The following is a 21777-nucleotide window of genomic DNA, read 5'->3' as shown; positions in this document are numbered from 1 at the left end:
ATAGCCCGAGTCAAAGCGCGAGCTACCGCTATTCTTCGAGAATATCGAAAGCCGAGACGGAATTGGTCGGCAAGGCCGTCGTGCTGACCGACGGCAAGGCAGGGACCGGCGAGCGATTATTTTTGGACGAAGCGCACGGTTTGCGTTTTTCGGTTGCTGGCCATCATGGAAAGTGGCCCGTTTCAACCATTAAGCTGATGCAGAGATGACCGAAGACCCTTGCCCTGTTGAGGTGGCTAACGAGCGCCCCAATCAGTGCAGTTTTTCCGGTGAAGCAACGGGGCATTGGCGCTGCGGTTCCTAAGACACCGTGGACACCTGTTCGGGTGGCGTTGGCCCCCTTTCCTGCTGCTTCATCAAAGCGATGACTGCCTCTTCATGTGAAGGTAGTCTGGATCGAAATCAGCTAACTCCTGCAATTCTCGCCATTTCAGAACCACTAGTTCGCCATCGCGAAAATCCATGGTCCCTGACATCCGCAATTGTTGAAGCGTCCGATTGACCGTGGCGATTGCCATGGCCAGCGTCTCCCCCAGCTGGACGAGTGTTAGCGGGATCGCGCACCTATTCCCGTTGTTCAGCCGAGAGACGCGGGCGCGATAGAACAGTTCGCAAAACAGGTGCGCCATTCGGGCTTGCATTGGTCGCGCACTGTTGTTCGTTATGGCTTCCCGGAAAATTGCAGCATCCAGCAGCGTTTCCCTCCAAATGGCGATGCCTAGCGAGGGGCGTCGTTGGAAGGCCCTCAATATCTGTTTGTGCGGTATAAAGGCTACGGTCGCAGCGCCAATTGCGCAGAGGCCATGGTCCATTCTTTCGATGAAGAGCCCCTGTGCGTCGGGGAGATCGCCTGACATATGGAACGAAAGGTATTGCCGGCGGCCGCCCTGCAGCAGGTGATAGCGGGCGACCATCCCCGATACGACCAGAACCGCCACTTCCGGGCGGTCTCCCTGGCGAATGAAATCCTCGTCAGGCGTAAGATCTCGGGTCGTAATCGAAAAGTTGCAGATTTCCGCGACGTCTTCATCTGAGAGGCGGGAGTGTCCCTTCAGATTACGTACTAGAGTTTCGTGAGGCCGATCCAAAGGGCTATCCGAAAAGTTTCCACGTAGCATCATTTGATACGTTGGCGAAGCTTTGTCCGACTAAACTCGACTTGCTGCCCAAGGTTTCAAATGAGAATGGAGGCGGCAGTTTCGGTAGGCCAGTGAGTGCCCTGGCCACGACCTCCGCGCTGCGAGAGCCTCGATGAAAAATAACTCCTTCTTGGTGCAAGTGCTAAATCGCGTACGTTTCATCCGGAGCCGCAACCGGCCGACCCCTTCATCAACAGGACCAATGTCGGATCGCGAGTTGGGTCTTGCAATCCATGGCCTGAAGTGTAGGACGGCCGCCATAAGGGCCGAGCCGATCATCCGAGTGTCACCTGCAGCGTCGCTTCGGAAATTTCGGCATTCTCTGAGTGATGAAGACGCGCGCACTGCCGAACGAGCACGGAAGCTGGCAAGTAAGGCAATCAAGCTGTTGGACGATCCTTTGCCGGACACGTTCCTAGGCCGCAAGACCCAAGAACCCTTTTCCAGCGAGGACTAAACAGTAAGGTCATCTTAGCTTTTAGATGGGCTGCTGCACGAGAGGCATTCGGTGCATTTTTCCATGAATTGGTCGAGCACTGGCGAGGAACGAGCGATAAACATCCTCCGCGAATTGCATGCCGCCGAGAAGGAGCTGATCGGTAGGACCGTCGTCATGAGCGATGGCATGGCTGGCGCAATCGATCACATTCACCTCGACGATGTGCACGGGCTGCGCATATCGATCAGTGGGCATGACGGCGAATGGCCGATTTCGACCGTGAAGTTCATTCAGAGCAGACTGCCAAGCTCGTTCGAAAATCACGGTTGAGGCGGTTCTATTCGCCCGACTCTCCGACGGACGTACCGAACCGTTAGGATCAGTCCGTGCCCGCGGTCCAGGCCTCGTCGACGGACCATCATCTAACGCTTCTGGAACGGATAGAGGACGAATGGGCTTGTAGCTATCGGACGCTCTATGTTGAAGACAATGTACGTTGGAAATCAGATGAGCAAACGTAAGTCGCCAAGCAAAAAAACCGGTAGTCGGAAAATGGCCGCGATCGCGACACAGGCCATACCAAGAAGTCCGAAACACAGTCCAGCTGTCTCAGCTAGACATTCCTCAGTCCTCACGCCCTTTAAAGGAGAGCTTTCTACCGTCGAAGTTCCTGAAACGAGATTTCAGGATAGCCAGAAGCATTTGGGTAATGAAACCGAGAAGTCCCGTGTATGCCCCAGGAACAGCCAGCTCGGGGAAGGTTTGACTGCACCATCGCCAACGCATCCCAAAGTCCTTAAACAGCAGACTTCTGTTGAAATTTCGGAGCCATTACAGGATGACGATAAACTGTCGGAAACGGAAAATGGGTCTGACATGCCCGATTATCAGGCAAATCTGCTCGAACTCTTAGGCGCCAACATACACTTTTCGTTTGAGTATGCCCAAAGGCTTATGACAATTGCATCGCCGGTTGAAGTTCTCTCCATTAATTCAGAATTCACAAGCAGGTGGATCGCAATGCTCCTGAGGCATTCGAACCAAATGGCGGATTTGGTGCTGAGGCGTTCTTGGTTGGGGTAATCTCTTGCAAGAGTTGTGTGAGAATTGTTCGCCCGTGTCGTTGCAGGCTGGAGCCGGCCTGCCATTTTGAAAGATCCGTTTAGCAGTTTCCGCGTGGATGTTTCTCAAACGCAGGTTGAGAAGTCAGCAACCGCATGCTGACTGGCGCCATGACGGTGGTCCAACCATGGATTAAATTGGGATAGGAGCTGGAACGTCCCTGATGCGAGACACGTTGAGGTGCGCACCTGTGACGGAGAACACAGGACAATCAGAACTCACCAGCAAAATGGAGCACCAAATGGCCGATCCAAGGCAGGAAAATAAACACCAAAGAGCAGAGGAAACAGTTCGGCAAACCGGCGAGCAAGCAGCTGAGCAGACGAAACGGATCGGGCTTGCGGCGGCTAAGGCTGGCGAAGACGTGAGCCAGGTCAGCGCCGACCTGTTACAGCAAAATGCCGAGATGCTGCAGAACACGTGGCGTTTCGGTATGGAGGCAGCGACCTCGATGATCGGCCGGTCGAGCGACCAGTTTGGACGTACTTTCGGACTGACAGGAGACGAAGCATTGAAAGCGACTGAAAAGTCAGTCCGCAATACGCAGGTGGTGTTGAATTCTGCGACGGCCGTGAGCAAGGGAGTGAATGAGATTTCCCGCGAGTATTTCGAGTTCGTGCGGCGGCAAATGGAGAGCAACATGGATCGCATGAACGATCTGTGGCGCTGCCGGACACCGCACGATTTTGTGGCGCTTCAGAGCGAGCTCGCTCGGGAGACCGTGAGCAGAACCCTCGAGAACAGCCGCCGGTTGGCCGACATGTCTCTCAAAGTCGTCGAAGACGCGGGAAGGCATATCACGGAGAGTATGCAGCGCGCAGCCTAGTCCCGATGCGGCCCGTAAAACCCGGCTGCAATATCGAAAGTTGCTCGCTAGAACTTGCTCGACGCCGAGGCCGTCAATTGAGGCGGCCTCTGTCGGGCGATGGTAGCGACGGGAGCTGGTGCGGAGCCATCGGCGTAGCGCAGCGCCAGATCTCGTCGTGGGTCGCGGGTGAAGGCGAACTCCGCTGGGTTCCGCTTTCACGCTGACGCCGCAATTGGAGTCCTGCCAGGACGAACAGGAATGACGCTGATGGCCGAGGCCGTCACCAACGGGGCTATATTTGGACGGTGGTCGATCATGCGCGAGACCGTCAGCGCGTCGGCACTTGCACTGCACCTCGATTGCAGCGGGCATACATCGGCAAGCTCGAAACGGAAGTGGTGATCCAGCGGCAGGGTGACGGTTTCCCGCTCGATCAATGCCGCGTTGCCTACCTTCGCTTCCTACGGCGCGAGCATCGGTGCTCACCCCGCACGGAAGCAATTGCCTAAGCTGCCCAATCTGGCCGGACTCGCGGTGAAGCAGAAAATGGCGAGCGTTGCACATTTGCAAGCCGCAAAGCCATTCCAGATAGTAGCTGCTCGATCAAGATAACTGAAACATATTTCTTGTTTACTTTGATGCCGACGGCGAAAAATGTTTGAAGTCTATCGCAATCACAAATGCGACTTGCTCGTCCTAAGCAAAGGCTCTGCGATACCCGCGCTTAGCTCTAGGCATAAGTGGCGTAAAAGCTGAAAAAGCGTTTCCAGGTCAGCGATAAGATCAGGTTAGCCGTTTAGAGACACGGCTATTACGTCCGCAGCTTGCCGGCCACCAAGGAGCGCACGATTTAGATCGAGCAGGTCACGGCCGGTGTTCTCTACAGCATCACCACCAACCAAGCCGCCATCCTCGCACTCTTCCGCGAGGTCAATCACTACGTCGGCAACTCGCCGCGGATGTGCGGGGTCTTCCCCCGACTATTTAGCTCCTGTGATCCGCAACGCGGAAGCCGGGAGCGAGATGACGCTAAGCTTTCAACGTACGCTTCATTTGCCTTTCGGGGGCGGCGTCCGCTTAAGGCTTCCCTGTCTCGCCGCCTGCGAGGTTCGAGTGATGGCGGCCTCAAACACCGCAATAAGCCGATCGAGTTGCCATAGCTCGATGTCGTTGGCATCAACCAGTTGCTGAGCACGTTCTCGTGCTTCCTGCTCATCGGCACACTGCAAATTGGCCACGCTTATAACGTGTCCGTCGTGATCCAAAAGGTAAGCTCGGTAGTGCGCCATCCCAACCCCTCCAAAGCCCGCGGAGGAGACGCCTTGTCGCGCTCCTTCATTCATTGTCTCGCGTGTTGATCATCGGATCATCACTTGAATCCTTCAATGAGCGTCCTCCAGCCAAGCGCATTGTTCGCCGTCAGCAGCGAAGCGCCAAGCGTTGCCAAGTAGGATGGCAATTCGCAATCGGGACGGACGTTCATATCGCCGACAAACGCGGCGACGGCGCTCTTAAGATCACCTCGCTCGAGATGATCGAAGGCCCGTTGCTTGCACCGCTCGACATATTTGTCGCGCGTCATCCCAATTAACAGGGAACGTTCCATTTCGCCTCCCCAACCGATGACTCCTTCCAATAGTGCCAGTTGGAACGGAGAGCATTTTGCCTGTCTGTTCGAAAGTCGACAAACGGATGCTCTTTTGATCGGGAGTGTGGGAATTAGGACACAGACATATCGCGACCCGACGCCGCGCGGACCGCGGCACCAGGTCCAAGCCTATCGCAGGACCCGCACAACGTCTGGCTTTGACGACCACGCCGAATGCCGTGGTCGAGCCGATCCATCCCAAGGCGATGCCGGTGATCCTAATGACGGATGAGGAGAGCGATGTCTGGATGCGCGCGGCGAGAAAAAAGAAAACAAGATGGCAGCCTAGGCGCCGACTTCACCTGCACGACCTGGGGCAAGCGCGGCGCATACGTGCGGTCCGACTTCAAGTGGAACAAATGCCGGTCAGCGTGATTGGCTCTCGCGAAAATTCTGGCGAAGCAAATTGTAAGCTGACGCGGCATTCACTGGCACCTAGGCTAGTGGCACGCTTTGGTCCGGGAGTTTCGTCATGCGTGCTTCGCCATCGATTGTGCCCCAAGGGGCCGACCAAAACACCTATCTCGTGCTGGAGGACTTCGGCCGGATGGGCTGCTACTGGCGCGAAACCGACGCTGACAACACTGACCGCGAGACGCTGATCCGCGACCTAGTGGAAGGCGAGTATAGTCATCCAGTCCGCATCGTGGCCTTCAATACCGCCGAAGGCTGGTCCCGTGACGCGACCATGGATATCGCCGACGAGCTGCGCCGACGCTACGTTGAGTTCGGCGAGGTCCCGAACTCGATCCTCGACTTCATGAATGCCAACCGGCGCTGAGTCCTTAACCCTGCTAGTGTCTCCTGAACACAACGATAGGAGCGTGACCGGCGCTTATGCCCGGGCTTCAGCGCCCGCCATCGCCGATCAGCGGATCGATCCGACCGGCAGCGCTTGCGCAATGCCCGTTATCGCCAGCGTCAGCGCGACGGTGTGATGACGGCACAGATCGAGATCGGCGCGAAGCACGTAGGCATGCTCCGCCGCCTTCGCTGGTTGCCGCAGCGGGAAGGCTATGACCGACGGGAGATCGCCGAACCCATCAAGCGGCTGCTCGACGGGCGGACCCTTGAGGTGGATCGCAATCTGCTTCGTGGGGCGCTTCAAGGTCTCGGACGGCGACTCTCCGAACGCGGCACGATAGGCCATCGCAAAACGGCCAAGCTCACAAAAGCCATGGCCGGTAGCTATCCGGGTGACGGTTGACGTCGATGGATCCGCGCGCAGCAGTGCGCTATGCGCGAGGTGCATTCGACGGAGAGTGAGAAAACGGATTGGCCCCATGCCCAGATGCTCTTCGCAGCATGCGCGAAGTGTTCGCTCCGGGACGCCGATAGCTGCACAGATTTCGGTGAGATAAAGCGGTCGGTCGGGATTTGCCTCCAGAAACTCTTCGAACCGCGCGATGATCACGTCATGGCGTCGGCCACGAGTGTTGGTCTTTGCGTCGACCGCATCGGCGAGGCATCTGACCATGACGTGCACCAATTCATTCTCCAGCGCGCGAAGCACCTCCGCCAGTTGCAAAATATCGGGAGTGTCATGTGCGAGCTGTCCGATCGCCCGGTGTAACTTCAGTAGCCGTGACATCGACTGAGGCTGCGGATGAAAAATGTGCCGTTCTGACTTTTCCATCAACTCGCAGCCAATTATCGCTTCGACTGCAGTATCAAGCTCGTCGGTTGGGATGGACATCGCGCCGTAGTCAAGGCCAGGGCCGCATCGTCGATGCTCAGCTTCAAGCGTGTTTTCAATGATGTCGCCGGGGATGACCTCAATTCCACAGTGATAGTACGGTGACAAATTGGACTCGGTAAGAAAGCCGATCGATCGCCGACCGGGCTTGCTTGTGGCGGTGCTGACTGTTGGCGAGGATAAGTGAGTACGTTGCAACCAGAGCCGGCTCATGGCGACCTGGGTCATCTCGACCCGAAAATCTTTCGTCGTGGGAAGTATTTCAATGTCAGAATACGGGAAGGCTGCTTGACACGCCAGCGGATCGGTAAAGCAAAGAACTCTACTCCACACCACTTCTGCTCTCCCAAAAAACAAGACTACGATTTGGTGGGCAACAAGCGTGATTGGTCGGACAAAAAGTGTGCTAAAACGAGTCCTCGGATCGCAAAGGCGGCGGAGGTGATGCCGGCGGTACAGGTTGTACCTTAGTTCTGCTATTACCTCTGATCAATGTACCTATTTTGACATACCGCAATATTGCCGAGCGACATTCGGTGGCATCTTCATTCTTGGCATGCCAGCGCCATTCAAGCGAGAGCTATGCACCGCCTCGCAGCAAGAACAGGCCGCTGATGTCTCAGTTGGGTCACGAGCGTCGTCCGCTGCGATAGACGGCGAACCGTCGATTTCCGCTATGCCCCATTAGCGACCAGGGTCGTATGGCGGTGCGATATGTCGCGAAGGGCCATGAGCGGAAATCGAAGAACTTAGGAAATAGCCGCGAACTGCATCTCTATCCGACACAATAAAGCGAAACCTATTAGGGCAGCCCCGCCTTGATCAATGCTTCCAGGAGTTCAGCTCTCAGTTCGGCCGAAAAATGCGGGGCGGCAAAAGTTGACCGCCGTGATTCGGGATACAGACGGAGGCATTCTGTCATCAGTCGTTTGGCTGCCTCCAATCGTCCCGCGCCCACATAGCACAGAATGGCCTGACACATTCCGACATAATGCGCCGGAGGAAGCGCTCGAACAGCCTTATCTGTCCACTCACCCGCCTCTGCATGCCTGCCCGCGTTATGATGAGCCAGAGCAATCCCCAGCAGAGCATTGAACGCGAAGGGATCGCGCGGGCTAAGGCGCATGGCGAGTTCAAGCTGAGCAATAGCCGCATCAGATTCGCCCTGCCAACTTCGAATAAGGCCTCGAGCGTTAAGGGCCCGCGCATAGGCCGGATTTGATCGGATAGCGAGCTCTATCAATTCGAGTCCACCGTCGAAGTCGAGCGCGAACCAGAACAGGAGAAAGCCTACAACTTGTAACGCAAAGGCGTCGTCGGTTCCGAGCTCCTTTAAGCGCTCGGCAAAACACAATACCTGGGCGTTGTCTTTGGCTTTGTCTCCAGGCCAATTGTTAGCGCGTCGCCATGCGATGCAGATTGCAGCGCCGCCATATGCCGGGGCAAAGTCTGGATCAAGAGCGATTGCTTGCTCGAAATACCTCGCAGCAGTCTCGTTATTCGCTGGAGTGGTAGGGAAATGGATATGCTGTGAGCCACGGTAATATGCCGTTACAGCATCTATTTTGCCCATCGTTCGTCGACAGGCTCTCTCAATCTCGGCGCGGTCGACCTCCGGGGTAATGGCGCCCGCCGCCTGTTGCGCGATTTTGTCCTGCAAATCGAAAATGTCTCCAAGAGCGCCGTCAAAACGATCTGTCCAGAGGTGCGCGCCGGTCGCAACATCAATGAGCTGCCCGGTGATCCTCAGGCGAGATCCAGCCTTGCGCACGCTGCCCTCAAGCACATACCGCACGCCGAGCTCCCGCCCGATCTGCTTAATGTCGACGGTCTTTCCTTTGTAGGTGAAGGATGAGTTGCGAGCGATGACCAGTAGCCCCTTGAAGCGCGAGAGGGCCGTGATGATGTCGTCAACCAAGCCGTCGGCGAAGTATTCCTGTTCCGGATCGCCACTCATGTGCTGGAACGGCAGGACCGCTATCGACGGCTTATCGGGTAACGGCGGAGGTTCAGCGGCCGCTATCGCCGTGACAGCCTGTGCGCCCGCCAGTAGCCGCACGGCAAATGCACGGACCGGCTTTGAAATGTTCTTCAGCTGCCGTTCGCCGCGGTCCTCAAAAGCGGCGTTCAGCTTGCCGTCAACCTCGCTAAGGACCTTGCCAGAGATCAGGATGCCGCCCGGATCGGCCAGGCTTTCGAGCCGGACCGCGATGTTAATCCCGTCTCCGAAGAGGTCGCCATCTTTGCCGACGATAACGTCGCCAAGATTGAGCCCGATGCGCAACTTGAGACCATAATCGCGCGAGGCGAGACCGTCCTGTATCTCAATTGCGCTTCTGACGGCGTCGAGAGGACTGGCAAACTCGGCTAGTGCTCCATCGCCCGTTGTCTTGATCAGTCGCCCATCATTGCGTGACAAGCTCGGTTCGATCAGCTCCCGCTTGAGCTGCTCGAAACTTGCATAGGTCGTTTCGTCCGCCCGTTCCATGAGAGCGGAATATCCGACCACGTCGGCCGCCATGATCGCCGCCAGTCGCCGCTGAACACGTTCCTCTGGCACGGTGCTCGCTCCGATAGGTGTCTCATCAAAGCATGTCCAGCATTTCGCCGGCAGCGGCGCCATGCCGCAGGGAGTGGAGATTCGACAGAAGTCTGGCAGTCGCGCGCCGGCCCAGCCGGCGATCAAGCGACTGGGAACCCGAGTCCGCGTCGGGTCAGTCGCGACTGAGCCGGGCAGTTCTCGCTACCAATCGATGTCCGCTTCGGTCCCGATAGCGACCGCTTTTGAGCAGACGCAGCAAATGACGCGAAGGGTAGAGTCGAGATGTGGCGCGGTGGCGGTAGGCTGAACATATCTGTTGGCCGCCTCTTTCGTCTGGCGGTGCCTTAGTAGTTCACCCTTGGCTCCGTTTCCACATCCCGCTCATCGAACCGGACAGGCAGATTTCCCGCATCCGGCTCTCGGACAAGACTTCAAGCCTTCGCCCACGGCATGTCGCGCCCAAGCGCGGTCAGGCGTACGAGCCCGAAGTACCCGTATAGGTGCGAGAGTGGATAGGTTCCGCCCCTGCGTCGCCTGACCTTGTGCTTGAAGCGCAACCACCGGCGCAACCGCGCAGCCGCGTAATTGTCGAGCGCCCGATACGCTTTGGTGACGGTGCCTACATTGAAGTAGTTCGCCCATCCGCGCAGCGTGCGGTTCAACTGGCCTACGAGCTCCGTGGTCTCTCGCCAAGTTCCTGATCGAGCGGTGAGCGCGTGAATGCTTTCGATCACGCGTTTGATGCTCTTGCGCGATGGCCGGTAGCCCAGGCGCGCCTGGCCGGTTTTTCGCTGAGTACATCCGCCCGAACGTGTAGCCCAGGAAGTCGAACTCTCCTTCCGGTACCTTGCAGATTCGTGTCTTCTCCTCGTTGACCATCAGCTTCAGCCTTCCCATGATCATGCGCAGTTGTCGCAAGGCCTCTTCAGCTTTGCCCCGCCTGCACAGGATTACGAGATCGTCGGCATAGGTCACGATGCGAGAGCCGAGGCTTCGCTCCAGCCCGAGCATCTTCCATCCCAGCACAAACCGGCGCATGTACAGGTTCGCCAGCAGTGGTGAGATGGGTGAGCCTTGCGGGATGCCTCGCCGCTTGTCCCGTGCCTCGGTCGTCCGTTTCTTCCTTCCTCGATCGTCGGTTTCTTCCACGGGACATTCCAGCCACATCTTGATCAGATGCAGCACGCGCCGATCAACAATCCGGCGCGCTACCGACTTGAGAAGGTCGGCATGCGGAATGCTTCCGAAGTAGTCCGCGAGGTCGGCGTCCACGACTTCCGGGTGGCCACGGAACAGCTGCGCTTCCACCTCGACCACCGCCTGCTGGGCGTTTCGCCCGGTGCGGTAGGCATATTGCTCTGGTGGAAGATCGGCTTCAAAGATCGGCTGAAGCACCAGCATCGCTGCTGTCATGCAGACCCGATCACGCACGGTCGAGATGCCCAATGGCCTGAGTTTGCCATTGGCCTTCGGTATGTACACTCTTCTGATAGGGTCCGGTCGATACGTCTCCTGCCTGAGCGCAAGCGCCAGTTCGCCAAGCCACCGCTGCACCCCGTACGCCTCGAGCTCCGCGAAGTCCTGCCCATCTACACCCGCTGCGCCCTTGTTGGAGCGGCATTGAGCATAGGCATGGGCCAAGATGTCTTCCCGGCTGATCTTGTCGTACAGGGCATAGAAGCGGTAGCCGGCTTCTGCCTTCGCTTTCGCGTGCAACGCCGTCTGCAGTTTCTGAACACTCTTTGGAGTTGTTAGGTTGCCCAATCCCCAGGTCCCTCACCACGTCTTGCGTTCGTCTTGAACTGAGGTCCCTTCCCTCCGCCGGCGTTACCCGGCTTCAGCGGTACTACAAACCTCTCCGCCACCCCAAGGCGCCCGGCCTGTCCCTCGCGGGTGTCCGGTTGATCATCCCTGACCACGCCTTGGGGCCTCCCGTGTTGCGTACGCTTTCCTTGTCTACATGCCGTCGCCACTACCCCGGCACAGCGACTGGAGGTATTGCTTCGCTCACGTCGCCCCAGTCGTGTCAGCCTTCCCTGATATGGCCGTCAGGTCGGCCTGTGCATCGTCCTTTTCGAGGCTTGCTCAGCGTTCACTCGCGTTACGGCCTGCACACTCGCGCTGTCACCGTATATCGTGACAGCTATCCGAAGGCTTCAGCCACTTCGTCGCCTCCATAGCTGCTCCGGTTGCTTCCGGCTGGAGCGTTTCGCCGGGTGGGACTTGCACCCACTGGAAAGCGCCGCCTTCTCACGGCGCACGCCACAAGCCGACATTTCAACTCAAATTCTATCGGGGAAACGGATGATGAAGCCGCCACGGTTCGGCATCCGCACCTTGGGCAGCGTCTCGGAGTTCATCGTATCGGTCTCACCTATGAGTTTGTTTTTCGCTAGGATGAACGCGGTCAGCGCGTACACCTCGTCGTCGGTGAGTGACCTCGGCTGCTGCCACGGCATCCCTCTACGGATGAAGTCGAAGAGCGTCGTGGAATAAGGCCAGAAGTTCGCAATTGTCTTCATCCCGGCCGATATGTCGGTGATCTTGCCGCCTCCGAACAGTGTTGAAAAACCGAATTTGTTCTTGCCGTCCTTGTCGTGGCAGGCAACGCATTTTTCCGCGTAAATCCGCTCGCCTTGCGCCGGCGTACCGCTTCCTGGCGGCAGGCCAGAGCCGTCAGGCATAACGCTGATATCCCAAGCCGCGACGTCGGCGGGGTCGATAGGCGCGCCAAGATTGGGCCCGTCGGCGAACGCTACGCTGATACTCAGAGCGAACACCAACGGAGCGCTGTAGAGGGAAATTCTATGTATAGGCATGGCTGATCTGCCCTTTGGCGTCGACTGCCCAACTAGTGACCGCGTTGAAGTGCTGGTTGGGAAACGCCCCGATCGGTGGGACATTCTTCAACTCGCCGCGCCGAGCCACGAATTCGGCGCGTGTGGGTTGGAAGTTCCCGGCTTCATCCCAAGCCCGGCTTTGAAGTATTGCGGGGCCACCGTTCCAATGCCAAGCCATGCGGAAACGGGTGAAAGCCTTCGCCAATACCGGCTCCTGCAGCGCCGCTTCGGCCCAACTTTGCCCGCCATCGGCCGAAACCAAAACCCTGGCGATACGGCCAGTGCCGGAATATGCGACACCGGAAATCTGATAAAGGCCGGGCTGCTTTAGGGTCATTCCGGGAGACGGCTGCGTGATGAACGATTTGACTTCCTGCAGGAAATAAAACTGGTATGCCTCGCCGTTCGGGAGAAGCTGCGTGTAGGTCTTGGTCTCCCAGAAGCCCATGGCTGGTTCCTCCACGAGCTTGATGCGCCGCAGATACTTGACGTTCATGTTGCCCTCGTAGCCGGGCAGCAGCAGGCGCACCGGATACCCGTTACTCGGCGTGAGGCGCTCGCCATTTTGATAGAGGGCGATCATGGCGTCGTCCAACGCCTTCGCCACGGGCACGCTGCGTGTTAGGTGAGGCGCGTCCGCGCCTTCGGCGATGAACCATTTTGCCTTCGGATCAATGCCGGTTTCTTCGAGCAGGGTGGAGAGCTTCACACCCGTCCATTCAGCACAAGACGCGAGGCCGTGCAGTGCCTGAACGTTACCCTGCAGCGGCTGGGGGGAAAACAGCGGCGCGCTGTTGCCGCCGCACTCCAGGAAGCTGATACGCGACACCATCGGGTAACGCGCGAGTGCCTCAAGCGTGAACTTCAAAGGGCGTTTGACGAGGCCGTGGATCACGAGACGGTGCTCATCCGGATCTATGTCGGGCGGGCCGCCATAGGCGATCACGAAATGCAGGCCATTAGGCGTGATCATTCCGTTTAGCAAGTGATGCGGAGTACGCGCAGTTTGAACGAATGGCAAGCCGTCGGGGTTGTTCAGCGTTCGCGTGACGTTCTTCTCAAACCGAGACGGCAGCTCATAGGGTTTGATGCTCGAACCGGGCTCAAGGCTCCATGGATCATCCTTGAGTGGCTCGGCCGCGGCGCTTGTCAGCGAGGCCCCGACGCCCGTGCTGAGTGCGCCTGCTATGGCGACGCCCTGCCCGAGCAGTGCACGCCGGTCAATCAGACCGTTTCCAGCTACAGGGTCCCCCGATGTCCCCCGAAGGATTACGGATTCCTTTGGGCATGACCGCCTCCTCAGCTGTCGGCGTCTTGAGAGTATAGCGCTGATTTTCTCTCGCCCGCAATGACCGGTAATGGAATGGTCCGGCCGTGCTCCGGCCCTGCCAGCACGAGAAGCTGGCAAGGGGCGCTCAAGACAAGGAGCACGCCATGTCTCAGACACCCAATACCGCGACCGCCGTGATCGGCATCGATATCGGCAAGAACTCGTTCCACGTCGTGGGCCACGATGCGCGCGGCGCCATCGCGCTGCGGCAAAAGTGGTCGCGTGGCCAAGTAGAAGCGCGGCTCGCCAATATACCGCCTTGCGTGATCGGCATGGAGGCCTGCGTCGGCGCCCATCATCTCAGTCGCAAGCTCCAAAGGCTTGGCCACGACGCCCGCCTGATGCCGGCGAAATACGTGCGCCCGTATTCGAAGGGACAGAAGAATGACTTCCGAGATGCGGAAGCCATCGCCGAGGCTGTCCAACGCCCGACCATGAAGTTCGTCGCGACCAAGACCGCCGATCAACTCGACCTTCAGGCACTGCACCGCGTCCGCGATCGATTGGTCGGTCAGCGTACCGGCGTCATCAATCAGATCCGTGCGTTCCTGCTGGAGCGGGGCATCGCCGTGCGGCAAGGCCTGCATTCCCTGCGGTTCGAGTTGCCAGGTATCTTGGCGACACGCACCGATGTGCTCTCGCCTCGCATGTTGCGGATCATCGAGGGGCTGGCGGGCGACTGGCGCCGGCTGGATGCGCGTATCGAGGAGCTATCTGGCGAGATCGAAACGCTGGCCCGTCAAGATAAGGCCTGCGAGAGGCTGATGACGGTGCCCGGCATTGGCCCGCTTATCTCAAGCGCAATGGTGGCCGCGATCGGCACCGGCGACGTGTTCTCGAAAGGTCGCGACTTCGGCGCCTGGCTTGGACTGGTGCCGAAGCAGATATCGACCGGCGACCGCACGATCCTCGGCAAGATATCAAGGCGCGGCAATCGCTACCTACGCGCGCTGTTTGTGCAAGCCGCATGGGTTGTGCTGGTCAAGGTCAAGTGTTGGGAGCGCTATGGCCTCAAATCTTGGATCGAAGCCGCCAAGAAGCGATTGCACCACAACGTGCTGGCGATTGCGCTCGCCAACAAGCTCGCCCGGATCGCCTGGGCGGTCCTCAATAAGGGACGCGCCTTCGCGTGCGTCAAGACGGCGGAGACGGGGTCCCGACCTGCTTGATCCTCGCGCCGCGCGCAGGCCGGGACGAAGGAACGACCGCCGGGCACGAACAAAGGAACAGCGGGATATGAGGAGCAAGCGATGACGTAATCCGATCAACAGTTCCAGCGAGGTCTGCGAGAGGATGAGACGAGATGGAGGTTCGGTCTTCCCGGCGCATGCGAACACTGGTGACCCGAATGGCCCGTTCGAGGCCTGTCCGGTAATGAGAACGCACGCGCGCTGATATCCATGATGGTCCGGAGCAAAACAGCTCCAACTAGAGACCGGATACATTGATGCAAGACCGCTTACCACCAGATCGACGAAAACCTCTTGCAACGCGCGGCCGGACCATACATTCGGGTCACGAGCGTCGCCCTCCGCAATACACGTCGGCCTGTCTATTTCCGCCATGCCCCGTTAGCGACCGATGGTGCGTGGCGGTGCAAAACGTAGCGAAGGGCCACGAGCGGAAGTCGCACTTGTTCGCTGAACGATGATTCCTGGGTCGGACGCGTGCTCGTGCATTGAACGCCGCCACGCGTCAACGCGAATTCCTACTGCTTGCAAAGTCCCTTCGGCGTCCAATCGTGCACAAGGGTGGACGGCGGCTTAGATGTTTCGTGAAGGATCAATACCAGCGCGCGGCGCGTCTCGGTGCCGGTCGCGGTAAGGTGCATAGGCGGTCCTCCCGGCACAATTACATACTCCCCGCCCGCCCGGCCGACTTGCTTGCCTTGCGGGGTCTCCAGGCAAGTCTCGCCGCTCAGGGTGTACCAAGCCTCTGGACCGGAATGGAAGTGCGCCGAGGAGGTCATTCCGGGAGTGAAAATCGCCTCCATGTACTGAGCTGAGTACGCCTCCCCTGCCTTAACAGGAAGTGGGCCGATGTCAGCGAGGTGTTCGCCCCCAATGGGCCGCCAGTTCTTGTCTTCGATGCTTAGCAGCCAGATTTTGCCAAAGGTCTCCACAACCGCTCCACCCGGTTGTCTGGCGCGCTCCGCGTCCGCTCGAGTGGGGTAAATGTCGAGGTGCCAGAACGTTTCTGATTTACCGATCTGCCCGAGAGGTTGATCTGTTATGATCCAGCATCCCAGTTCGCCCGTACGCTCTTTCATAGGTGTGCAGCGGACGCCCTCAGAAACGTGCTGAGCAGCCAGGTGAGCCCCGGGCAATGCCGCTAAGAGCAGCCACGCGACGGCGATCAGAAGTAGCAGTACAGAGCGACGAGCTGTCATGAACATCTCTAGCAGGGTCTGCTCAATACAGCATTCATAGATTGCGAACTTAGCATCGGCTCGCTCCTTCCGTAAGCACCATCTGTCGCGGGCACGAGAAAATCGTTGGACTGTGCGGCTACGGCCCATCTTACGCGGCCGCCGACGGGGGATGCTTTTACGTCGACCATTTTTATGTCTTGCAGGAGGAGCTGCGGTTTTGCCGGCCGCTGTCGCTGCAGTCTGTCTGGGAATGGGTAGGCAAGCTGCCAAAATGAGTGCAGTCTTGGACAGCGCTCCACCGCTTCTTTGTGGCCTCCTGTGGAGACGCCAACAGCCGCTTCGGGTCATTCGCGACTGAGCCGGGCAGCGCTCGCTAGCAATCGATGTCCGCTTCGGTCCCGATAGCGACCGCCTTTGTGCAACCGCGGCAAATGACGCGAAGGGCCAACAGCAGAAACCCCATGACCAAAGTAGTTCAAGCCCAGAACGTGGGTTCGTGTGGTTCAAGATGCGGCCCGATCCTAATCGGAGCTATTCGCGCTGCCAGACCTGTGCGGTCTTCGACCTCAATGGCCAAACCGCATAGCGTGGCAGCGCCTTTAGCAGCCAAAAACCGGCCGTTTGTCAGACCTGTGACAAAGCGGTTGACCGGCTCACGCCAATCCATGCCCACGACCGAGTTGTAGTCTCCGGTCATGCCCACGTCCGTGATGTAAGCTGAGCCGTTAGGCAGGATACGGTGATCTGCACTGGGAGTGTGAGTGTGAGTGCCCGCAATCACGCTGACCCTCCCGTCGCAGAAACGTCCCATCGCTTGTTTTTCCCCAGTCGCTTCGCAATGAAAATCAAGCACGGTCGCATCAACTTCATAGCTTAATGGATAGAGGTCCAAGGTTCGAGAGATGGCGCCGAAAGGGTCATCCACCGGCTCCATGAATAGCCGCCCCAATGCGTTAATGACGAGAACATGCTTTCCATTTGCGGTGTCAACCTTGACGAAGCCGGCCCCCGGCGTATTGGGCAAGTAGTTGATGGGCCGTACAAGACGATGGTCCCGCGCTGCCAGTTCGAGTGCCTCCCTGCGGTTCCAAGAATGGTTTCCGAGTGTCACAACGTCAGCGCCAGCATCTCTGATGGCTCGATATGTCTCGAACGTGATGCCGAACCCTTGCTCTGCGGAGTTCTCACCGTTCACCACCGTTAGATCGATGCTCCAGCGCGACCTCAGGCTTGGAAGCATTTCAGATAGGACGGTGACTCCTGACGTACCTACGACATCGCCGATAAAGAGTATCCGCATATTCAAGTCTCCAGAGAGGGCATACCAAGCTTGCGTGACGATACTGGAGAACGCAAGGCTGCCTCCGCCGTGGCGCTCTGACAACGTCAGCTCTGGGTCTTGGTCGTGTAAAAACGCCGGTCCTTAGGCCGTCGGGCGGAAGCCATGACTGGCTTGGTGTCAGGCCGCGATTGCAGCCATCAGTGGCTTGATCCCGACGATGTTCATGACCCGTGTCAGATTGTAGGCCAGGACGGAGAGCGCCATTTCGGCCGCCACTTTCGGAAGCGTTTTGGTAAGGAAGTGTGTCGCTCCCATGCGGGCTTTCATGGTGCCGAACGGATGCTCGACTGTTTCGCGACGCTGACGCATGGCGAGCGGGTTTGCATCAAGGCGATGCTGCACAGCCTCGAGCAGATGCTCATGCTCCCATCGCGTAATCCGCCGTTCTGACCCTGGCGTGCATTGGGTCTTGAGCGAACACCTTTGACAGGCCGTGGTCCAGTAGCGCCGCAGCACCTTGCCGTCTTCTTCATTCGTATAGCGATATGATAGCCGCTCCCCGGCCGGGCAGCGATAAGCGTCCTCCTCTAACAAATAGGCAAAATCCTGTTTACCGAAGCGTCCGTCTGCTTAGCGCCGGACGTTAGCGGTTCACGCGAGGATCTCTCGGCTGTTGAAGTAGCCGCGATCGGCTACAGCTTCGAGCGTCTCAGTCTTCAGAACAGCCTTCGCCTGCTTGGCCATATTGGCAAGTTGTGCCCGATCCGAGCCGCTGTTCGTCACCTCGTGCGTCACAATCAGATGGTGCTCGGTGTCTACGGCGACCTGTACGTTGTAGCCGACAACGCCAGAGCCGCGGCCGCTCGTCGCCATCGAACGGCTGTCGGGGTCGGTCAGCGAGATTTGCTGGTCAGGCGAAGCAAGCATTTGCTTCTCATAGACGGCAAGCTTGCCCATTTCCTCCTTCAGCTTTGTCAGCTTCTCGGTAAGCCTCGTCACCTTCGTGGCCAGCGCCTCCGTCGGTTCCTGGCGATCGGCCGTGTCAAGTTGGCTCAGATAGCGTGCTACGCTCTCCTCCAACTGAGCACGCCGTCGCTCCATCTTCGCGCGCGTGAAGTTCCTGTCCCGGTTGTTCACGGTCCTTGAACTTGCTGCCATCGATGGCGACGCTCGCCGTCGCCAGCAGACCCATCTCTCGGCAGAGTTCGACGAAGCCCGCACATACCTTGCGCAGCGCCAGGCCGTTGTCCTTGCGGAAGTCCGCAATCGTCTTGTGATCGGGAGCAAGCCGACCCAGCAGCCACATCACCTCGACATTGCGCCCGGCCTCTCGTTCCAACCGCCGGCTCGACTGCACCCGATTCAGATAGCCGTAAATGTAAAGCTTAAGGAGCACCGAGGGATGGTACGACGGCCGACCGGTGGCCGCCGGCTCAACACCCTCAAAACCCATCTCAGCCAAACCGAGCGCATCGACAAACACGTCGATCACGCGAACTGGATTGCTCTCGTCAATGAAGTCATCGAGCCATTCGGGCAACATCGTCCGCTGCCCACGATCCGCCTCTTCAACGAAGCGCCTCATCGATTCCTCCAAAGAATCACAGGAGAATCATAACAGCAGCCCAGTGTTTTCACACAGCCAGGGTCAAAAGCGTCGTTCTGAAAGTCAGTCGGCTTCTTCCGGTTTCACCGATAAGCAGACGATTTGAGAGCCACACCGGACTTCGCATGAGGGCCAGGAACCGACATCGGCTTGCCTATCCGATCACCTCGTCGGCAAGTGCAGGAGTTAGGCTAGGTCCACTGCGAGGCGCTTGAGATCGGCGAGCGAGCAGTGGCCCAGAGCGCCTTCGTGAGTGGCGCGCAAGACGACGCGGGGCGCCTGGCCCGCCTCGAGTGCTTCTTGCCAACGCGGAGCACAGAGGCACCAACGGTCGCCGGGTTTCAGGCCACGAAAGCCGAATTCCGGCATCGGTGTCGAAAGATCATTGCCGCTGGATTTGGAAAACTTGAGAAACTCGGCGGTCATGACGGCGCAGACCGTGTGGCTACCGATGTCCTCTCGCCCAGTGTCGCAGCAGCCGTCTCGAAAGAACCCCGTCATTGGGCTTATCGAGCAGATTTCGAGCCGCTCACCTAGCACGTTACGGGGTGTGCTCGACCGACCACCTCCATTACCGTTGTCGTCCCTCAGCATTGCCGTCTCCGCGTGCGGTGTTGTCGACCGACTACTGATCTTTAGTGAGTCGCACCTGCGGCTTCCGACTGGTGCCACTAGCGGACGTCGCACTCTCAGCTCGTCGCCGCGTCGCAGCCACCTTGGCTGCGATTGTCATTCGGGCAACCCAGCTCGCCGCAATCCTTCTTCAAATCGCGAGAGGTCTTTAGCACGCCGATAAGGGCCCAGCACGTTTTTGAGAGTGGAAACACGCAGCGCGGGATTCAGTTGCCGCAGCCGAGCGGCGGCCTTATGTGCTTGCTCCGGCAGCCCGGCCATTGAGTTGCTGGCGGCGGCGATACGTAATCCAGGTTGAAAGTCCGGATTGTCCTGCAACGCCATGGCCGCCCATGATGCCACTTCGTCATAGCGGCCCAGGAAGAAATGTGCAGACGTGGTCCCGACTCGCATTCCTATCGCCCACGGATCAGGCGCATGGCGCGCGCGAAGCGTTCGATCGCCGGTTCCGGCTCGCCGAGAAAGTTCTTCACCCAGCCGCCGTAATGCCACGCCTCGGCCAAATTGGAGGCGAGCTGGCGCTTGACCTGATCCGAAGCCATCCGGGTTTCCCTCCCGGCGATAAACCCTCTGCGGCTCACGGCACGCAAGGGGAACAGTACCACTTTCATCCCACCTTTGCCGAAAGTTCGGTGGCGGTTGCCGTTCTCCGGCTGACGCCTCCTCGACCTGCTTGCCGCGGTGCGGTTAGACTTCTGCTCCGGGTCTTGGTTCGCGGTAGGGATGCCCATTGCTGGACACCCCCCGCGCAGATCCGGACAAGCCCGATTCGAGCATCCGGCTCTTACCTCGGGTGTTTAACGGCGAAGCGCCGGTCGGGCCATGGATGAAGGATGCGCGGCGCGGGAAGCCAGTCGGCGACCAACTTCGTCATTCGCTCCCACGTGAAGCCGTCTTTCTGGCTGCGCCGCCGAAGCGTGCGGCGCCAGAGGTCGGCCACGTAATGCCGGAACGCTGAGAGCGCCCGACTGTTTGTGGGCACGGCATAATAGGCGAAGTGGCCTGTGATGACTTGCCTTAGCCAGTGTCCCTGAGACGGGATAGGCTGATGCATTCTTTGCCGCAGCTCCGCCTTGATTTCCTGCAGCTTCGCCCGCATGCGGTCGCGCCGGGTCTTCCGCTGTAATTGGAAGGCACCCCGTCGAGATTTCCCGCAGATGAAGGTGAAGCCCAGGAACGCGAAGGTCTCCGGTCTACCGATGCCACGCTTCTTGCGCTCGACTGCCGCATGGCGTCCGAACTCAATCAAGCGGGTCTTGCCCGGATGGAGCGACAGCGAGAATGCCCCGAACCGCTCACGCAGTGCATCAAGGAATCGACGGGAGTCGTCCTCATGCTCGAAGCCTGCGACCAGATCATCTGCATAGCGCACGACGATCATGTCGCCGCGGGCCTCTTGCCGTCGCCAGCGATCGGCCCACAGATCGAACACGTAGTGCAGGTAGATGTTGGCGAGGAGTGGTGAGATCACCGAACCTTGGCCAGTCCCACTGTCAGCTACGGATACGATCCCGTCTTCGAGGATGCCCGCCTTGAGCCATTTACGGATCAGACGGATGATGCGCTTGTCGCCGGTGCGGTGCTCCAGGAAGCGGATCAACCAGTCATGGTTGACGCTGCCAAAGAAGTCCCGGATGTCGGCGTCAAGGATGTGGTTCACCTTCCGGCTGGTGACCGCCACCGCCAAGGCGTCCAGCGCATCGTGCGGCCCTCGTCCAGGTCGGAACCCGTACGAGAACCCGAGGAAATCCTCCTCGTAGATGGCGTTGAGCACCATGGCGCAAGCGCCCTGGACGATCTTGTCCTCCAGGGCCGCGATCGCCAGCGGCCGTTGTCGGCCATCCGCCTTCGGTATGTACGTCCGACGCGATGGATGAGGCCGATACGCTCCTCGGTGGACTCTTCCGCAGAGATCCTCGAGATTGCGCTCAAGGTTCACTTCGTAGTCCTGCCAGGTCACCCCATCGACTCCAGCGGCAGCTTTGCGTTTGAGCGCGTAGAATGCCACCTGGAGCGTGTCGACGTTGACCTGATGGAGAAGCGCGGTGAACCGCTCCTTCTTCCTTTGCCTTGCGGCTTGCCGTACGCGGCTCAGCGCCTGGGTCACGCGCGCCCGGGTCTGCGTCCGGTGCGTGCTTTGCTGATCCGCATTCCCCTTGGTCCCTGCCCTTTGCTCCGCCGCCTCCGCCGCCGGTGGCCCGGCTTTGTTCGGCGACTTCCCAGCTACTACGGCAGAGTCAGACTTCTCCGGATCGTGCATCGACGGCTACGGCTCCTCGCCTTCCCGTCGCGGACCGTCTACCCAGAGGGGCTTTCGGCCA

The 21777-nt window shown here is 58.9% G+C and carries 19 protein-coding genes and 3 pseudogenes; 7 read left to right on the top strand and 15 right to left on the bottom strand.

Annotation, left to right across the window (positions count from 1 at the left end; translation table 11 throughout):
* Nucleotides 1–209: pseudogene (locus Q2941_RS29865) on the top strand (PRC-barrel domain containing protein).
* A 147-nt stretch (nt 210–356) separates the two neighbouring features.
* Here the strand turns inward: Q2941_RS29865 and Q2941_RS29860 are convergent.
* The gene (locus Q2941_RS29860; protein WP_458194645.1) at nt 357–1118 is read right to left on the bottom strand and encodes a Crp/Fnr family transcriptional regulator; all 762 of its coding nucleotides are present in this window, start codon (nt 1116–1118) and stop codon (nt 357–359) included.
* Nucleotides 1119–1752: 634 nt separating this feature from the next.
* On the opposite strand from Q2941_RS29860, the gene Q2941_RS29855 reads away from it, so the two are divergent.
* From Q2941_RS29855 to Q2941_RS29845, 3 genes are all read left to right on the top strand, one after another.
* Nucleotides 1753–1908: a hypothetical protein gene (locus tag Q2941_RS29855; protein ID WP_458194613.1), complete on the top strand. Its 156-nt coding sequence runs from the start codon at nt 1753–1755 to the stop codon at nt 1906–1908.
* 177 nt (nt 1909–2085) lie between these two features.
* The gene (locus Q2941_RS29850; protein ID WP_458194612.1) at nt 2086–2661 is read left to right on the top strand and encodes a hypothetical protein; all 576 of its coding nucleotides are present in this window, start codon (nt 2086–2088) and stop codon (nt 2659–2661) included.
* A gap of 280 nt (nt 2662–2941) precedes the next feature.
* Nucleotides 2942–3526, top strand: a complete 585-nt coding sequence (locus tag Q2941_RS29845) for a phasin family protein (protein ID WP_458194611.1) — start codon at nt 2942–2944, stop codon at nt 3524–3526.
* Nucleotides 3527–4557: 1031 nt separating this feature from the next.
* Here Q2941_RS29845 and Q2941_RS29840 read toward each other — a convergent pair.
* Both Q2941_RS29840 and Q2941_RS29835 read right to left on the bottom strand, forming a co-directional pair.
* A complete protein-coding gene (locus Q2941_RS29840; protein ID WP_458194610.1) occupies nt 4558–4797 on the bottom strand; it encodes a hypothetical protein in 240 nt (79 codons plus the stop codon).
* Nucleotides 4798–4877: 80 nt separating this feature from the next.
* A complete protein-coding gene (locus Q2941_RS29835) occupies nt 4878–5114 on the bottom strand; it encodes a hypothetical protein (protein WP_458194609.1) in 237 nt (78 codons plus the stop codon).
* Nucleotides 5115–5257: 143 nt separating this feature from the next.
* Here Q2941_RS29835 and Q2941_RS29830 point away from each other — a divergent pair.
* Together Q2941_RS29830 and Q2941_RS29825 are read left to right on the top strand one after the other, a co-directional pair.
* A pseudogene (locus tag Q2941_RS29830) lies at nt 5258–5413 on the top strand (SOS response-associated peptidase); the annotation flags it as partial.
* A 215-nt stretch (nt 5414–5628) separates the two neighbouring features.
* Complete coding sequence (locus Q2941_RS29825; protein ID WP_458194608.1) at nt 5629–5937, top strand: hypothetical protein; 309 nt, start codon at nt 5629–5631, stop codon at nt 5935–5937.
* An 87-nt stretch (nt 5938–6024) separates the two neighbouring features.
* On the opposite strand, the gene Q2941_RS29820 is transcribed toward Q2941_RS29825, so the two are convergent.
* From Q2941_RS29820 to soxC, 5 genes are all read right to left on the bottom strand, one after another.
* On the bottom strand, nt 6025–7188 hold the full coding sequence (locus Q2941_RS29820) for an AraC family transcriptional regulator (RefSeq protein ID WP_458194607.1): 1164 nt from the start codon (nt 7186–7188) through the stop codon (nt 6025–6027).
* Nucleotides 7189–7654: 466 nt separating this feature from the next.
* Entirely contained in the window at nt 7655–9412 is a 1758-nt protein-coding gene (locus Q2941_RS29815; protein WP_458194606.1) for an adenylate/guanylate cyclase domain-containing protein, read from the bottom strand.
* Nucleotides 9413–9775: 363 nt separating this feature from the next.
* Nucleotides 9776–11158, bottom strand: coding sequence for a reverse transcriptase domain-containing protein (locus Q2941_RS29810; RefSeq protein ID WP_458194605.1), 1383 nt, complete (start codon nt 11156–11158; stop codon nt 9776–9778).
* Between the two features lie 518 nt (nt 11159–11676).
* The gene (locus Q2941_RS29805; protein WP_458194644.1) at nt 11677–12174 is read right to left on the bottom strand and encodes a c-type cytochrome; all 498 of its coding nucleotides are present in this window, start codon (nt 12172–12174) and stop codon (nt 11677–11679) included.
* 25 nt (nt 12175–12199) lie between these two features.
* Entirely contained in the window at nt 12200–13681 is a 1482-nt protein-coding gene (gene soxC, locus Q2941_RS29800) for a sulfite dehydrogenase (protein WP_458194604.1), read from the bottom strand.
* Between soxC and Q2941_RS29795 the strand changes: the two genes are divergently transcribed.
* The gene (locus Q2941_RS29795; protein WP_458194603.1) at nt 13669–14733 is read left to right on the top strand and encodes an IS110 family RNA-guided transposase; all 1065 of its coding nucleotides are present in this window, start codon (nt 13669–13671) and stop codon (nt 14731–14733) included. The genes soxC and Q2941_RS29795 overlap by 13 nt on opposite strands.
* 539 nt (nt 14734–15272) lie before the next feature.
* Here the strand turns inward: Q2941_RS29795 and Q2941_RS29790 are convergent.
* From Q2941_RS29790 to ltrA, 7 genes and pseudogenes are all read right to left on the bottom strand, one after another.
* Nucleotides 15273–15953, bottom strand: coding sequence for a cupin domain-containing protein (locus Q2941_RS29790; RefSeq protein WP_458194602.1), 681 nt, complete (start codon nt 15951–15953; stop codon nt 15273–15275).
* A 457-nt stretch (nt 15954–16410) separates the two neighbouring features.
* On the bottom strand, nt 16411–17235 hold the full coding sequence (locus Q2941_RS29785) for a TIGR00282 family metallophosphoesterase (protein WP_458194601.1): 825 nt from the start codon (nt 17233–17235) through the stop codon (nt 16411–16413).
* 159 nt (nt 17236–17394) lie between these two features.
* Nucleotides 17395–18802 (bottom strand): annotated as a pseudogene (locus Q2941_RS29780) (IS1182 family transposase).
* A gap of 207 nt (nt 18803–19009) precedes the next feature.
* On the bottom strand, nt 19010–19417 hold the full coding sequence (locus Q2941_RS29775; protein WP_458194600.1) for a DUF2237 family protein: 408 nt from the start codon (nt 19415–19417) through the stop codon (nt 19010–19012).
* Between the two features lie 135 nt (nt 19418–19552).
* On the bottom strand, nt 19553–19849 hold the full coding sequence (locus Q2941_RS29770) for a hypothetical protein (RefSeq protein WP_458194599.1): 297 nt from the start codon (nt 19847–19849) through the stop codon (nt 19553–19555).
* A gap of 2 nt (nt 19850–19851) precedes the next feature.
* A complete protein-coding gene (locus tag Q2941_RS29765) occupies nt 19852–20067 on the bottom strand; it encodes a hypothetical protein (protein WP_458194598.1) in 216 nt (71 codons plus the stop codon).
* A gap of 173 nt (nt 20068–20240) precedes the next feature.
* Nucleotides 20241–21716 (bottom strand): group II intron reverse transcriptase/maturase, encoded by a 1476-nt coding sequence (gene ltrA / locus Q2941_RS29760; RefSeq protein WP_458194597.1) that lies wholly within the window; start codon nt 21714–21716, stop codon nt 20241–20243.
* Nucleotides 21717–21777: the final 61 nt, after the last annotated feature.

The sequence above is a fragment of the Bradyrhizobium sp. UFLA05-153 genome, assembly GCF_054185185.1.
This window is presented reverse-complemented; position numbering and strand designations above follow the sequence as displayed.